We start from the raw sequence: 13,932 nt of genomic DNA, 5'->3' as shown, positions 1-13,932 counted from the left end.
GAGTCACCCCATCGGAAGGCGAAAATGACGCCCCTTCAGAACTTCGCGCACACGCTGAAACGACCAAATCTGGCAGAGTATCTAAGCACACAAGTGATTGGCGACGGGGTCGAGATTGACGGCCCGTTTGGGCCGAAGCCGCTGATCTATGCGGATTATGTCGCCTCCGGTCGGGCGCTGTTCCCGGTTGAAAACTTCATCATGCAATCGGTGCTGCCCTACTACGCCAACAGCCATACCGAAGCGTCGTATTGCGGCGCGTTTTGCACCCGCCTTCGAGCTGAGGCGCGGGCAGAGATTGCGCGCATGGCCGGGGCAGGGCCGGATTGTTCGGTCGTCTTCAGCGGTGCCGGCGCAACGGCGGGTATCAACCGGGTCATCGACCTGTTGGCGATACGGAATCGTGTCGCGCAGGGTGATACCGTCAAAGTATTCCTCGGCCCTTACGAGCATCATTCAAACCTGCTGCCGTGGCGGGAATGCGGGGCAGAGGTCATCGAAATCCCCGAGGCAAACGCAGGCGGCCCCGATCCGCAGCTGCTTGAGCAGGCGTTGATTGAGGGACGCGATGCCGACCTGATCGTCGGCAGTTTTTCCGCCGCGTCAAACGTCACCGGCATCTGCGCCCCGGTGGAGCAGATCACGACGATACTGAAGCGCCATGGGGCGATCTCGGTCTGGGACTACGCGGGCGGCGCGCCCTACATGCCGTTCGACATGGGGCAGGCCGCGGCGGAGAAAGACGCCATCGTCTATTCATCGCACAAGTTTCCGGGCGGGCCGGGGGCGTCGGGTGTTCTTATCCTGCGCGATACGATCGTGCGTCGGGATACACCCACGACATCCGGCGGCGGGACCGTATCCTTCGTATCGCCATGGTCGCATCATTACAGCACCAACGTCATCGCGCGGGAGGAAGCCGGTACGCCCAACGTTGTCGGCGACATTCGCGCGGCGCTGGTGATGTTGGTCAAAGAGGCGATGGGCCAGTCTTACATTTCGAACAAAAACAAAGCACTGCGACAGAAAGCTCTTGCAGTTTGGCGTCGCAATCCACGGATCGAATTGCTCGGCAATCTGGAGGCAGACGAAACCCTGCCGATCTTTGCGTTCCGGGTGCGGCGTGCGGATGGCGGCCTGTTTCATCACCAGCTTTTTACCCGGATGTTAAGCGACCGCTACGGCATACAGGCCCGCGGCGGGTGCGCTTGCGCGGGGTCTTACGCGCATTCCTTGCTGGGCATCGATCAGGCGCAATCGGACGATATCGTCGCCCGCCTGAGCCGGGGCGAAGAGATGTGCAAGCCCGGTTGGGTCCGGCTGAATTTCAGCTATCTTCTTTCCGACGGCAAGGCTGATTTCATCGTGAATGCGGTGGATGAGCTGGCGTCTTCGTGTGATAAATACGAGGATGGGTATCTCGGAGATCCGACAACCGCGCGGTTCCGACCAGTTTTGGTCGGGGATCAGGGTGCGGCGTAGGTCGCCTCACTCACCATCCATCCAACGAGCGCTCCAACCCGTTGAGGACGACAGCGACAGATGAACGAAGCACGACACGATATGCCAAACCTCGCAGGCCTCAGGGCGCTTGAAGAGCGCGTGCGGCAGGATCGCGTAGACCTTTGCGTTCCTGCACCCAACTGGGTGCCGCCGACGACCGTGGCTGGGCAGGATGTTTTGGATGTCATCATCATCGGTGGCGGCATGTGCGGGCTGGTCGCGCATCACGCGCTGATTTCGGGCGGGATGCGAAACATTGCGCATTTCGACCGCAGCCCTGAAGGGTTGGAAGGCCCGTGGCTGACCTATGCGCGGATGGAAACGCTGCGCTCCCCCAAGCAGTTGACCGGACCGGCGTTTGGCTACGCCTCGCTGACGTTTCGCGCGTGGTATCGGGCGCAGTATGGCGAAGCGGCTTGGCAGGCGCTTGATAAGATTCCGCGCCCGATGTGGATGCACTATCTGCAATGGTATCGTGATGTTCTGGAATTGCCTGTCCAGAACGAAGTGTCCGTCGACCGGATCGAACCGGAGGGCGATCTGCTGCGACTTCACCTGAGCGGGGCGAACGCGCCCGCCGCATCGGTCCTGACGCGCAAGCTGGTAATGGCAACGGGGCGCGATGGGACCGGAGAGCCGAATATCCCCGCGTTCATGGACGGTGTGCCGGGCGACTTTTGGGCGCATTCGGCGGATGAGATTGATTTTTCGACGCTCAAGGGCAAGCGGGTCGTGGTTGTCGGCGTCGGAGCATCCGCGATTGACAACTCGGCCGAGGCGCTTGAGGCGGGGGCGAGCGAGGTTCGCCACCTGATCCGCCGCAAGGAAATGCCGACGATCAACAAGATGATGGGCATCGGATCCTTTGGCTTCACAAGCGGATACTCTCGTCTGCCCGACGAATGGCGCTGGCGGATGATGCGGTATTCCTTCGTGACCCAAACTCCGCCGCCGCGCGGATCGACCCAGCGGGTCAGTCGACACAAGAACGCGTATTTCCATTTCGGCAAAGCGGTTGAAGACGTTAAGGATAACGGTGGGGTCGTCCATGTGACGTGCGCCGACGGCACCGCGATCGATGCGGATTTTCTGATCCTCGGTACCGGGTTCACCACCGACCCGATGGCGCGCACGGAATTCGGAGAGAACGCGGACAAGATCGAGCTTTGGCGCGATGTCTACGTGCCGCCTGCCGACGAACAACATTCTGACCTTGCGAATTTTCCTTACCTCAACCCGGATTTTTCGTTCCGGGCGCGTGATGGGGTTGATGCCGATTGGCTGTCGAACGTCTATTGCTTCAACTACGGCGCGGCGGCGAGCATGGGCAAGGTCAGCGGCGATATTCCGGGGATCACGGAAGGGGCCGGGTGGCTCGCGTCATCAATCGCCGCAACGCTTTACGGTGAGGATATCGAACAGCACTGGCAAAATATGCTCGACTACGACACGCCAGAACTGCTGGGGGATGAGTGGGCGCCGAGCGACATGCCGAACGCCGCGGCCCGCACTGCGACTGATGTGGAGGGCGTCGAATGACGGCGCCGGCGGAGCAGCACACCATCATCAAGGCCGCAGCGCTTGATCCTAAGAAGCCGACCCATGCGGCCTTGGGATTGCGGAAGAACGTTGTTGATCTGATTGATGCAGCAGAACAGGCATCGCTGAAACCCAACGACCCCGGCGGGATCAGCCATGATCTGCGTGCCGCGCTCGCCACGCGGGCAAGCCGCTTGAACCAGCATGCTGCGCTGGCGCATCACTACGGCGCGATGGTCGCCGCGGAGGGTGCGATTTGCGATCCGGAATACAAAAGCAATGACAATAGGTTGCAGGCCATTCTTAATTTTTCAGATAAAGTCACGACGGCTCCGCGTGATGCAGCGGCCGACGACATTGCCGAACTGAAAACAGCGGGCGTTCGCGACGCGGACATCGTCCGGTTGTGTGAATTGCTGGCGTTCCTAGCGTTTCAGTATCGGGTTGTGGCGGGGCTGTCGCTGATGGAAAAAACCGCATGAGCAAGGTCATTCACAAATTTACCAAGACTGTCCCCGAATGGCGACCACGGGTCACGCCGGTTAGGTTGGACGAGGCGACCGGCGACCAGCTCGATGCGCTGAAGGTGACACCGTCAAATACAAAGGTGTCCGATTACGTTCTGGTATTGGCGCATGATGTTGAAACGCTCAAGGTCCGCTCCCCCCTGTTCAACGCGATCATGTATGATCGGGGTGGGCTGTCGCGGGCGGAGCGTGAGGTTGGCGCGGTCGCCGCGTCGATCATCAACAAATGCGTCTATTGCGCTGCGGTCCACGCGTCCCGGCATATCCAGCTTGAGAAGTCGGATGAGTTGATGGATGTGATCTTTGCAGCCGGAGAGTTCGCCCGGCTCGACCCACGCAATCAGGCGATTTTCAACTTTGCCCTGCGCTTGGCGAAAAGCCCCTCGGACGCGACAGAGGCGGATATGAACATGCTACGCGACGCCGGGCTGAGCGATGAGGAGATTATCGACCTGATCCTGTCATCCGCGCTATTCGGCTGGGCCAACCGGTTGATGCACGTGCTGGGCGACCCTGTTCAGCGGGAAAAGGAGGCGCCGTCTTGAGCGCGAACAAGTCTTTGCGGGTCGGAATTGCAGGTGCAGGCGCGATTGCGTTCGGCAATGCGGCGCTGTTGCAGGAAGACGGCCACGACCCGATGTTGTGGTCGCCATCTGGCGCCCGCACCGAAAAGCTGGCGGCGGGCGCAGCGTTGACCGCAACCGGCGCGCTGACCGGGGAGTATCGCCCGCGCATTGCGCCCGATGCCGCGACCTTGGCGGTGGAGAATGACGTGATCCTGCTGGCACTGCCGGGATACGGGCATAAGGCTGTGATGGACGCGCTTGCACCCCATATCGGGCCGCAGCACAAGATCATCATAAGCTCTCACGCGTCGCTGGGCGCGCTTTATCTGAACGGCCTGTTGGCGCAGCGTGGCGTTTCGGTGCCCATCGTGGCGTGGGGCACGACGATGACGACGGGGCGGCAACCGGATTACACCCACGCGCAGGTCAACACGATCCGCAGCAAGGTCGATATCTGCACGGTTCCCGAGGAGGCCGCCGACGATGGCTTGGCGCTTTGCCAAGCGCTGTTTGGTGATCGGTTTGTTCTGCGCGATGGCCTTTTGGCGATCACGCTCAGCAACCTGAACCCCCAAAACCACATGGGCATCGCACTTGGCAATATTACCCGGATGGAGCGTGGCGAAACCTGGAGCCAAGGCCAGAACGTGACCCCAAAAGTGGGGCGGTTGCTTGAAGAACTTGATCAGGAACGGTTGGGGATTGCGAAGGCACTTGGCTTGTCCGTTCGGACGATCTTTGAACATTTCCACTTGTCCTTTCACGTTCCGATTGCCAGCATATCCGAGATGAATCAGGAAATGCACGCGCAGGGAAATGGTGGGACCGGGCCTGCGACAGCGGACAGCCGATATGTGACAGAGGACGTTCCATACGGCCTTGTGATGACGGTTTTGCTTGGCGATCTCGCCGAGAAACCGGCCAAACTGCACCGCGCGGGGGTTGAGATTTTTTCGGCCATGTACGGCAGGGACTTCTTTGCCGAAAACACATTATTGAACGCGTTGAACCTAAACAGCATGACGCTTGATCAGGTGAAATACGCGGCACGCAACGGATTTTCCGAATTGCCTGACACACAGGCCAATGATGCCGAACGGCACGCACTGAACTGAGCGAGCGCGGCTTGCCCGCATTTATCCGAACCAACAAGGGAATAGACACATGAAAAAGCTTATTACCAGTCGTCGTCGGTTTCTTGGCAGCGCCGCTGCCGCATCGGCGGTCTTGGCGTCGCCTGCCTATCTCAGATCGGCTTCGGCGCAGTCCAATGTGGTGAATATCTGGACTTATAACGACTTCGTGCCGGATGAATTCAAGGCGCAGTTTGAAAGCGAAACGGGCATCGAAGTCCGCATCCGCCTTGTTGATGACCAGGGCAAGCAGTTCAACCTGCTGGCCGCTGAACAGCCCGAGCCGAGTGTTGATATTGTGACCGTCGCCGGACATAGGTTCCTGCAGTTCATCGACTCTGAACTGATCGCGCCGATGGACACTGATCGCCTATCGAACTGGGGCAATATTAATCCAGTATTCTCCGAAAGCGATTGGGCCACGATCAACGGCAACAAATGGGGTGCGCCGATCTTGTCAGGTGCGGAAGTCCTTGCCTACAACACCGAAGTTGTCACGCCCGAACAGGCGAAAAGCTGGGACATCCTGTTCTCGGATGAGTTCAGCGGCCAAACCGCCTATATTATTCAGGATATGATGTCGATCATCATGCTTTATAAAGGGTATGACGGGAACATGGTCGAATATATGGGCGACCCCGACCGCGCCGCCGAGATCGTGGCAGAGGCGCGTGATTTCCTGATCGACAAGAAGCCACTGGTCCGGAAATACTACGACTCCGGCGCTGAAATTCAGCAGATGCTGGTCAACCAGGATGTTGTGCTGGCACACGCTTGGAACGGACCGATTTCCAAGCTGATTATGGATGGCTTCCCGGTTGCGATGACAATCCCGCAGGAAGGGTCGTATGGCTTTGTCTACACGCTGAACGTCGCGAACAATGCGCCGAATGTGGACAATGCCTATACCTTCCTCAATGCGCTTCTCAACAGCTCTGAGGTTGGGGCGGCGATGACGCAGGCGTCCGGCTTTATCTCGACCTTCGCGGGCGCAGATCAGCACCTGTCCGATCTTGAAAAGCAGGCGGCGTCCTTCACCGAGGCAGAGCTTGAGAACCTTCAGTTCTTCCGCGCCGAGGCGAATGAGATGAAATACAATCTTGTTGATCCGGCGGTTGAGGAAGTCAAAGCCGCCTGATCGCGATTGAGGGCCGCCCGCCAATCGGGGGCGGCCCTTTCCACAGAACATCTAAGCACCGGCAGACGACGCCATGCCCGAAGTAGGCGCGTCTGAACGGAGGAGAACGCCGCACATGGCCTCGGACCAATCAAAGCCAATCGTCAAGGGCGACGGAGCGCGGGCCGCATCCGACAAACGCCCTTTTTGGGGCCGTATCGCTTATTCGGGCGCGTATCAGGGAATTTCGGATTTCATCTTCAAATCCAAACGTCGCCAGTTTCTGCTGTTGGTTTCGTTCCCGATCTTCTGGGTTTTATTCGCGCATCTTGGCCCGATTGTGCAGATGTTCTGGGTCAGCTTTCTGGATGCCTACCCGCCCTCCGCCGGGCAGGAACCGCAACTGACGCTGGACAACTGGGCGGTGTTTTTCAGCAAAAGCATCTTTACCACACCCTTCCTGCGCACCCTCGCGTTCGCCTCGGTTCTGACCTTTGCGACGCTGATCCTAATTTATCCAGTAGCCTATTTTCTGGCGAAGCACGTCAAACGGCAGAACCAGATGATTATGCTGCTGATCCTTCTGATCCCCTTCTGGGTCGGGGAAATCGTGCGCACCTACGCGATCATGATCCTGCTGGGAAACAACGGCGCGTTGAACCTGCTTCTAAAGGCGCTGGGTCTGATCGACCGCCCGATTCCGTTCATGTATACCGGCTTTTCGCTGAGCCTCGGGATCGTCTATCTGACCTCGCTTTACATGCTGATGCCGCTTTATTCGGCGTTGGAGAAAATCCCGCCAAACTACCACGAGGCGGCAGCGGACCTTGGCGCCGGGCCGTGGCGGCGGTTCTGGAAGGTAACGTTGCCCCTGTCGCTTGAGGGCGTCACATCGGGCTGCACCCTCGTGTTCCTGATCTCAACCGGTTACTACGCGACACCGGTGCTGCTTGGCGGGCCAAGCACGACAGTGTTCGCCGAAACCATCGCCGGGTTCTTCCATGTCGCCGGGAACGAATGGCCGACGGGGGCCGCGTTTTCCTGCATCATGCTGATAACCGCTCTGGCCCTGACCGGAGTCTTCAATAAATTCATGGGATCGCTGCGTAAGGGGAACGTCAAATGACCCGCAACACGCGCATATTGATGTCAGTCTTTTATTGGGCGTTCGTTATCTACCTGTTCGTGCCGCTGGCGCTGATGGTGGTGATGGGGTTCAAGGATTCAAACTTCATCGGCTTCCCGATCAAGTCGTGGACGATGGATTGGTATACCAGCGTTTTCGCGGATGATGAGGTGATGTCGGTCTTTGGCTACTCGGCCATCATTGGCGTGACGAGCATGGTGATATCGCTGGCCGTCGGGTCATGGATCGCGGTGTTGCTGACGGATCGCAAGTTCTTTGGCCGCGTCGTCATCTTGGCGCTCACAATCCTACCAGCGGTTATTCCGGGTATCATCTCGGCGATTTCCTTCCGTATCTATGCACGCCTTCTGGACATCGATCCGGGGATGTTCGCGATCATCTGGGCGCACGCCGTCCACAACGTGCCGTTCGTCGCACTGGTCGTCATGGCGCGGCTGAGCACGCTACCGAAAAGCTACGGAGAGGCCGCTCGCGATCTTGGCGCGGACGAGATGATCACGTTCCTCAGGATCACGCTGCCTTACCTCAAACCAGCCCTGATCGGCGCTGGCATCTTTTGCCTGCTGCTTAGCTTTGATGACTTCGTGCGGTCGTTCTTCCTTGGCGGTTACAAGCCGACGCTGCCGGTGCTGATTTTCGCCAAGCTGCGGTCGGGTATGTCGCCAGAGATAAACGCGATCGCGACGATCGTTTTGATAATGACCGCAGCGCTCGGCATTTGGGCAGAGCGTTCGATGCGCAAGTTGAATAAAGGAACCCGCTCATGACTGACGCCGACAACACGGTTGTGCATCTGGACAAGATCACCAAGCGGTTTGGGGAAACGGTCGCGCTGAGAGAGCTCGACATGAAGATCGCGTCGGGGGAGTTCGTGACTTTCCTCGGCCCATCCGGCTGCGGCAAGTCGACGACGCTGCGCATCCTCGGCGGGTTTGAAACGCCGAACGAGGGGCGAGTGCTGTTGCGTGGCAACGACGTGACCGATCTGCCACCGAACAAGCGCAACGTGAACATGGTGTTTCAGGATTATGCGCTGTTTCCGCACATGACCGTCGCCCAGAACATTGCCTTCGGGCTGGAGTTGAAAGGGCTAAGTAAATCCGCAATCAAGGCGCGGATTGATGAGCTTCTGTCTTTTCTTGAGCTTGCGACCTTCGGCGACCGGCTTCCCGACCAGCTATCGGGCGGACAGCGGCAGCGGGTGGCCCTTGCCCGTGCGCTTGCCCCGGACCCGGAGCTTTTGTTGCTCGACGAACCGCTTGGCGCGCTCGACGCGAAGCTGCGGGCGCAGGTGCAGGTCGAGTTGAAAGACATCCAACGACGCACCGGCAAGACCTTCTTTTTCGTGACCCACGATCAGGATGAGGCGCTGACGATGTCTGACCGCGTCGTCGTGATGAACGAAGGCCGGGTGGAGCAGGACGGCACGCCCGAAGACCTATATCTGCGCCCTCGCAGCCGGTTTGTGGCGGAGTTTGTGGGCGAAACCAACCTGCTGGAAGGCACGGTGCGCAGCTGCAAGGACAGGGAAATCACGTTTGATTGGCGCGGCGTGTCGGTGACCGGCACCGCGCGCGATCACACGCCGAGCGAGGGCAGTAATGTGACCGCCGCGCTACGGCTTGAAAAGATCGCGCTGCATGACGAAAAGCCCAAGCAAGGCAATGCGATGAAGGGGCGCGTGGAAAACCGCCTGTTCAAAGGCAGCCGCACCGCCGTCGATGTGCGGGTGGCCGATGCGGGCGATGCGACGCTGAAAGCCTATGTCGACCCGGCCGTTGCCGGCGCTTTGCCGAGCGACGAAGTCTGGATCGGCTGGGACAGCGCGCATCTGGCGGTATTGCAGGACGGCTAGTCGTTCCCGGCGTAATAGCCGACCACATCGCCATCGGTCGTGACGCCCAAGCCGTTCAACAGACGGTTCGCGTAGTTGAAATAGCCGATGATCTGGTTTGCTTCCAAGATTTCTCCGTCATCGACGCCGGCATCCTTTAGCGCCTGAACATCGAATTGCACCATCTCACCGGGGCGGAGCGTCAGTTTTTCGGTGTAGCGCAGCAGCGCAAGCTCAGCCCCGTCGAACGCGTCTTCTGGTTGATGGGCATTTATCGCCTGTTCAATTTTGTCCGCCCGTTCGTCATCCCCGATCAGATGCCGGGCGTTTGCCCAGTGATTGGCGTAGGAATAGGGGCAGGTGTTGAGCGTTGAGACATAGGAACTGATGACCTCCTGAAACCACATCGGGATAGTGTTGGAGTCATCATGCAGGCATGCGCGGTATAGCGTGACGTGCCCGTTCATCGTGCTGGGCCGCAGCGAATGAACCCGCATCACGTTATCGACCGTTCCGTGCGGGGTGCGGGCGTTATCAAGCGCCTTTTTCAACGGCGCGTCGGCCTCTTCGTCCGGGATCATTTTTATCCAAGCTGACATTGCTGTTCCTTCTGACGCCCCTTCGTGGGCTAGGTGAGTATCTGGACGGTGCCGTTTTGCACCCGTGTTTCAAAGGTCTTCATCGGTCGCGTAGCAGGGGCAGAGACGGGCTTGCCGCTGCGCACGTCAAACGCGCCTTGATGCAGCGGGCATTCGATGACGTGGCCGTCGAAATACCCGTCACACAGATCGGCGCCGCCGTGATTGCAAAGCGCGAGTGATACGTAAATGCCGCTGGGTGTATCGTAAACGGCAAGCCGCCGCGGTCCCAGATCAACACGCGTCACCCAGTTCTGCTCAAGTGCATCGACGCCGATCAGATCCGTCCACTCACGCTCAGCCGCCACGGTTTGATGTCCCGTCAACGGCTGGTCCGTGACCCGAGAATAGCTGGCCTAGAATATCCCTGTGTGCGCCGAGGTATCCGTTCGGCTCTACAAAAATGTGGTCCTTCAACTTCTCATGCAGCCGCGGCAGGGCGTGGAACGGCACGGAGGCCACATAGTGATGTTCGGCATGATAGTTCATGTTCCAGCACAGGAACCGCCACGGCAGCGACACTATATTCGTGCGGGTGTTTTCGTGCATCTGCGGGACGGTTGGTCGCCCGACATGTTCGGTCATCCGAATGAAGCGCATCACGGGTTCACCCATCATCAGGGGGATGAACCAATACCAAAGCGGCGCCCACCACCCGGTTGCGATCATCACGACCAGCAGGGTGGCGTAAGCCGCTACCATCACGCGTGCCTCTCGGAACACCGACAAATATTCGACCGACGGGATGAAGCGTTTTTCGTCGTCGGTTAGCTGTCCGGCGGCGTGGGAAAACAGCTCGGTGAATTTTGCCCGCCAGTAGGGAAGCGCCGAGAGGTAATAGAGGTATTGCCCGAACGTCTGCGGCATCGGGACGAGTTCGGGGTCGTCGCCTTCAAGCTGGGTAAAGGTGTGGTGGTCGCAATGTTCATACCGAAAGTGCTTGTGCGGCAGGATCAGGATCAAACCGCAGATATTTCCAACCAGATCATTCAACCAGCGGGTTCGAAACACGGTGTAATGCACACATTCATGTTGTAGCGAAAAGTGGTGCACGATGACGATTCCGTGCAAAAACATCGCTGGCCAGATCAGCCAACTGTCCCACGCAAGGGCGATCAACCCACCCGTCGATGCCAGCACCAGAACCCACACCAGCAGGCGCCAGGCGGCGGGTCCGTTTGATCGTTGCATGAAGGATTTGAGTTCGTCGCGCGAAAGCTTGCCCTCTGCCAAAGCCTGGGTCAGGGGCGTCACGATTGCCTTGTTCATGGTGATCCTCGCAGTATCAGGCGCGCGGTTCCTTTGCTATGCGCTGACCTGAGCCGGAGACGGGAGTGCTCCGCACCATAGATCCCAACATCGCAAAATCAGTGATTTAATGCTGTTCGAATCTATTAAGCCTATACATAATTCGACGGAATTGCCGCTGTCTAGCATTTAGGTCCAAACTATATGGTGTCCAAACAGCCGATCATTGCTGCCGAACATCTCGACAAGTTTTACGGGCCGTTCCATGCACTGAAAGATATCAACCTGACCGTTCACCAAGGAGAGCGGATGGTGATCTGCGGCCCGTCGGGGTCAGGTAAATCGACTTTAATCAGATGCTTTAACGGCTTGGAAAACCACAATTCTGGCAAGCTGGTGGTTGACGGCGTTGAGGTGTTTGAGGGGTCTAAGGACATCCGTGCCCTGCGGCAGGAAGTCGGGATGGTGTTTCAGCAGTTCAACCTGTTTCCTCATCTGACGGTTCTTGAAAACCTGATGATCGGGCCGATCAAGGTGCGCAGACTGTCCAAGCAAGATGCTGAAGCAACGGCGCGTAAGTATCTGGATCGTGTGCATATTCCAGAACAGGCAGATAAATATCCAGCGCAACTTTCCGGCGGTCAGCAGCAGCGCGTGGCGATTGCGCGGTCGCTGTGTATGGAAACGCGGATCATGCTGTTTGATGAGCCGACCTCGGCCCTCGACCCCGAAATGATCAACGAAGTGCTCGACGTGATGGTTGAACTCGCGGGGACGGGCATGACGATGGTGGTCGTCACCCACGAGATGGGATTTGCGCGGAAGGTCGCGGATACGATGGTCTTCATGGAAGAGGGCCGTATCGTCGAAGTCTCGCCGCCCGAGACATTCTTTACCAACCCGTCAAGCGAACGCTGCCGATTGTTCCTAGATCAGATTCTGGAGCATTAGGATGAGCTTTGTTGAGTCTGATGGCCTCAAGGGGCAGGAATTGCCAAAGCCATCCCCGCTAAAACAATTCTTTGATTCCCGTATCATATCTGTCGTTCTTTACGTCATTATCGTCTTTGTGATCGCCTATGGGTCGTTCAAGGGCGCGCAGTCGATGGGGTATAACTGGCAATGGTATCGGGTGCCGCAATACCTCTACAGCTTCACCGATGACGGGTTTCAGTGGGGCGAGATCATGATCGGCCTCACCAAGACGATCAAGCTATCGGCTACGGCCTTCGCGCTTGCCACCGTCCTTGGATTGATCGTCGCGCTGATGCGGCTGTCGGGGCTGGTTGTCGGCACCGCCGTCGCCATCGGGTATCTTGAATTGATCCGGAATATTCCGCTGCTGGTGCTGCTATACCTGTTCTACTACGTGCTCGGCCCGATTTTTGGCTTTGACCGGTATTCGGCCAGCGTTCTGTGCCTTGCGGTTTTCCACTCTGCCCTGATCTCCGAGATCTTCCGTGCGGGGATCAACGCGGTTGCGGTTGGCCAATGGGAAGCCGCCAAATCAATTGGCATGAGCTCGGGCCAGACGTATCGCTATATCGTCCTACCGCAATCGGTGCGTTTCATGCTGCCGCCAATGACGGGGGAGCTGGTGCACCTCATCAAATCCTCCGCCATTGTCAGCGTGATTGCGGTAGCAGAACTGACGACGATTGGCCGCAATATCATCTCTGACACGTATATGAGTTTTGAAATTTGGTTCACCATCGCTGCCGTCTACATGGTGGTGACCCTGATCCTGTCTGTTGGCGTTTCGTATCTCGAAAAAAGATACGCGGTCGATCAATAGACCAACAATAACGACGATAAACAACAAGGAGTGAGACGATGAAAATAACACGAAGAATACTAGGGGCCGCTCTGGCCGCTGTCGCGGCGACTAGCCTCGCGCTGCCTGCTTCGGCGCAGGACGCAACGCAGTCGCTATCCAGCGAAAGTGTCATCGAACGCATCAAGGAAGAAGGCGTGATCCGCATCGGTCTTTCGTTGTTCGTGCCGTGGTCTATGCGCGACGTGAATGGCGATCTGATCGGGTATGAGCTCGACGTGGGTCGCAAGCTGGCCGAAGACATGGGTGTTGAGGTTGAATTTGTCCCGACAGCCTGGGATGGGATTATTCCGGCGCTGGTGTCGGGCAATTTCGACGTCATCATCAGTGGGATGTCGGTGACGGCGCAGCGGAACCTGACGGTGAACTTCACCGACCCGTATGCCTATTCCGGCCTTGCAATCCTTGCCAACAAAAGCATGACGGAGGGCATGTCGCTTGAGGATTTCAACTCTCCTGACGTGACCTTTGCCGCGCGGCGGGGTGCCACGCCTGCGGTGGTGATCGCCGCGAACTTCCCCGAAGCGAACCTGCTGCTGTTTGATGAGGATGGCGCATCCACGCAGGAAGTGCTGAACGGCAACGCCCACGCGTCAATGGCCGCACAGCCGACCCCGAACCGAGAGGTCGCGCGTTACCCTGAAACGCTGTCGGTTCCGTTTGAAACGCTTTACGACCAACGGGGTGAGGCGTTCGCGATGCGCAAGGGCGACCCTGACGCGCTCAACTTCTTCAACAACTGGATCGCGCAGCAATGGCGTTCTGGCTGGCTGGAAGAACGGCACGATTACTGGTTCGCCGGCGATGAGTGGGCGGATCAGGTCGCGGCTGAGTAAGCGATTTTTG

General features: G+C 58.2%; 15 protein-coding genes. 12 read left to right on the top strand and 3 right to left on the bottom strand.

From position 1 onward, the window contains the following. The first annotated feature begins 24 nt into the window (after positions 1 to 24). The 9 genes from ACEWPJ_RS10975 to ACEWPJ_RS10935 all read left to right on the top strand — a co-directional run bounded on the left by ACEWPJ_RS10975 (position 25) and on the right by ACEWPJ_RS10935 (position 9,387). Positions 25 to 1,482, top strand: coding sequence for an aminotransferase class V-fold PLP-dependent enzyme (locus ACEWPJ_RS10975; protein WP_416513112.1), 1,458 nt, complete (start codon positions 25 to 27; stop codon positions 1,480 to 1,482). A gap of 60 nt (positions 1,483 to 1,542) precedes the next feature. Next, the gene (locus tag ACEWPJ_RS10970; protein WP_416513111.1) at positions 1,543 to 3,042 is read left to right on the top strand and encodes an NAD(P)-binding domain-containing protein; all 1,500 of its coding nucleotides are present in this window, start codon (positions 1,543 to 1,545) and stop codon (positions 3,040 to 3,042) included. Next, complete coding sequence (locus ACEWPJ_RS10965; RefSeq protein ID WP_416513110.1) at positions 3,039 to 3,524, top strand: CMD domain-containing protein; 486 nt, start codon at positions 3,039 to 3,041, stop codon at positions 3,522 to 3,524. Before ACEWPJ_RS10970 ends, ACEWPJ_RS10965 begins: the two co-directional genes overlap by 4 nt. Continuing rightward, positions 3,521 to 4,114, top strand: a complete 594-nt coding sequence (locus ACEWPJ_RS10960; protein ID WP_416513109.1) for a peroxidase-related enzyme — start codon at positions 3,521 to 3,523, stop codon at positions 4,112 to 4,114. The genes ACEWPJ_RS10965 and ACEWPJ_RS10960 overlap by 4 nt, the downstream gene beginning before the upstream one ends. Then, positions 4,111 to 5,250, top strand: coding sequence for an NAD/NADP octopine/nopaline dehydrogenase family protein (locus ACEWPJ_RS10955; RefSeq protein WP_416513108.1), 1,140 nt, complete (start codon positions 4,111 to 4,113; stop codon positions 5,248 to 5,250). The genes ACEWPJ_RS10960 and ACEWPJ_RS10955 overlap by 4 nt, the downstream gene beginning before the upstream one ends. A gap of 49 nt (positions 5,251 to 5,299) precedes the next feature. Further along, positions 5,300 to 6,406 (top strand): ABC transporter substrate-binding protein, encoded by a 1,107-nt coding sequence (locus tag ACEWPJ_RS10950; protein ID WP_416513107.1) that lies wholly within the window; start codon positions 5,300 to 5,302, stop codon positions 6,404 to 6,406. Between the two features lie 115 nt (positions 6,407 to 6,521). Continuing rightward, on the top strand, positions 6,522 to 7,511 hold the full coding sequence (locus ACEWPJ_RS10945) for an ABC transporter permease (protein ID WP_416513106.1): 990 nt from the start codon (positions 6,522 to 6,524) through the stop codon (positions 7,509 to 7,511). Next, a complete protein-coding gene (locus ACEWPJ_RS10940) occupies positions 7,508 to 8,299 on the top strand; it encodes an ABC transporter permease (protein ID WP_416513105.1) in 792 nt (263 codons plus the stop codon). Before ACEWPJ_RS10945 ends, ACEWPJ_RS10940 begins: the two co-directional genes overlap by 4 nt. Then, positions 8,296 to 9,387: an ABC transporter ATP-binding protein gene (locus tag ACEWPJ_RS10935; RefSeq protein WP_416513104.1), complete on the top strand. Its 1,092-nt coding sequence runs from the start codon at positions 8,296 to 8,298 to the stop codon at positions 9,385 to 9,387. Before ACEWPJ_RS10940 ends, ACEWPJ_RS10935 begins: the two co-directional genes overlap by 4 nt. Here ACEWPJ_RS10935 and ACEWPJ_RS10930 read toward each other — a convergent pair. Genes ACEWPJ_RS10930 through ACEWPJ_RS10920 form a run of 3 tightly spaced genes read right to left on the bottom strand, consistent with a single transcriptional unit; the run spans position 9,384 to position 11,273 of the window. Continuing rightward, the gene (locus ACEWPJ_RS10930; RefSeq protein WP_416513103.1) at positions 9,384 to 9,965 is read right to left on the bottom strand and encodes a carboxymuconolactone decarboxylase family protein; all 582 of its coding nucleotides are present in this window, start codon (positions 9,963 to 9,965) and stop codon (positions 9,384 to 9,386) included. The two genes, ACEWPJ_RS10935 and ACEWPJ_RS10930, sit on opposite strands and share 4 nt — an antisense overlap. A 29-nt stretch (positions 9,966 to 9,994) precedes the next feature. Next, entirely contained in the window at positions 9,995 to 10,330 is a 336-nt protein-coding gene (locus tag ACEWPJ_RS10925; RefSeq protein WP_416513102.1) for a non-heme iron oxygenase ferredoxin subunit, read from the bottom strand. Further along, a complete protein-coding gene (locus tag ACEWPJ_RS10920) occupies positions 10,302 to 11,273 on the bottom strand; it encodes a fatty acid desaturase family protein (RefSeq protein WP_416513101.1) in 972 nt (323 codons plus the stop codon). Before ACEWPJ_RS10920 ends, ACEWPJ_RS10925 begins: the two co-directional genes overlap by 29 nt. Positions 11,274 to 11,456: 183 nt before the next feature. On the opposite strand from ACEWPJ_RS10920, the gene ACEWPJ_RS10915 reads away from it, so the two are divergent. The 3 genes from ACEWPJ_RS10915 to ACEWPJ_RS10905 are packed head-to-tail and all read left to right on the top strand — an operon-like array spanning position 11,457 to position 13,922. After that, positions 11,457 to 12,203, top strand: a complete 747-nt coding sequence (locus ACEWPJ_RS10915; RefSeq protein ID WP_416513100.1) for an amino acid ABC transporter ATP-binding protein — start codon at positions 11,457 to 11,459, stop codon at positions 12,201 to 12,203. Position 12,204: 1 nt separating this feature from the next. Then, positions 12,205 to 13,047 carry an amino acid ABC transporter permease gene (locus tag ACEWPJ_RS10910; protein WP_416513099.1) on the top strand — a complete coding sequence of 281 codons (843 nt, stop codon included), beginning with the start codon at positions 12,205 to 12,207 and terminating at the stop codon, positions 13,045 to 13,047. A gap of 38 nt (positions 13,048 to 13,085) precedes the next feature. Then, positions 13,086 to 13,922, top strand: a complete 837-nt coding sequence (locus ACEWPJ_RS10905) for a transporter substrate-binding domain-containing protein (RefSeq protein WP_416513098.1) — start codon at positions 13,086 to 13,088, stop codon at positions 13,920 to 13,922. Positions 13,923 to 13,932 lie beyond the last annotated feature (10 nt).

It is taken from the genome of Aliiroseovarius sp. YM-037 (genome assembly GCF_048060095.1).
Taxonomy (GTDB): Bacteria; Pseudomonadota; Alphaproteobacteria; order Rhodobacterales; family Rhodobacteraceae; genus JBLUOA01.
The sequence above is the reverse complement of the archived record's forward strand: the minus strand, read 5'-3'. Positions and strand labels throughout refer to the sequence as shown.

Bases quoted from the DNA above. Each gene is read 5' to 3' on its own strand.
- ACEWPJ_RS10975 (WP_416513112.1), top strand. From the start codon at position 25: ATGACGCCCCTTCAGAACTTCGCGCACACGCTGAAACGACCAAATCTG.
- ACEWPJ_RS10970 (WP_416513111.1), top strand. From the start codon at position 1,543: ATGAACGAAGCACGACACGATATGCCAAACCTCGCAGGCCTCAGGGCG.
- ACEWPJ_RS10965 (WP_416513110.1), top strand. From the start codon at position 3,039: ATGACGGCGCCGGCGGAGCAGCACACCATCATCAAGGCCGCAGCGCTT.
- ACEWPJ_RS10960 (WP_416513109.1), top strand. From the start codon at position 3,521: ATGAGCAAGGTCATTCACAAATTTACCAAGACTGTCCCCGAATGGCGA.
- ACEWPJ_RS10950 (WP_416513107.1), top strand. From the start codon at position 5,300: ATGAAAAAGCTTATTACCAGTCGTCGTCGGTTTCTTGGCAGCGCCGCT.
- ACEWPJ_RS10945 (WP_416513106.1), top strand. From the start codon at position 6,522: ATGGCCTCGGACCAATCAAAGCCAATCGTCAAGGGCGACGGAGCGCGG.
- ACEWPJ_RS10940 (WP_416513105.1), top strand. From the start codon at position 7,508: ATGACCCGCAACACGCGCATATTGATGTCAGTCTTTTATTGGGCGTTC.
- ACEWPJ_RS10935 (WP_416513104.1), top strand. From the start codon at position 8,296: ATGACTGACGCCGACAACACGGTTGTGCATCTGGACAAGATCACCAAG.
- ACEWPJ_RS10930 (WP_416513103.1), bottom strand. From the start codon at position 9,965: ATGTCAGCTTGGATAAAAATGATCCCGGACGAAGAGGCCGACGCGCCG.
- ACEWPJ_RS10920 (WP_416513101.1), bottom strand. From the start codon at position 11,273: ATGAACAAGGCAATCGTGACGCCCCTGACCCAGGCTTTGGCAGAGGGC.
- ACEWPJ_RS10915 (WP_416513100.1), top strand. From the start codon at position 11,457: ATGGTGTCCAAACAGCCGATCATTGCTGCCGAACATCTCGACAAGTTT.
- ACEWPJ_RS10910 (WP_416513099.1), top strand. From the start codon at position 12,205: ATGAGCTTTGTTGAGTCTGATGGCCTCAAGGGGCAGGAATTGCCAAAG.
- ACEWPJ_RS10905 (WP_416513098.1), top strand. From the start codon at position 13,086: ATGAAAATAACACGAAGAATACTAGGGGCCGCTCTGGCCGCTGTCGCG.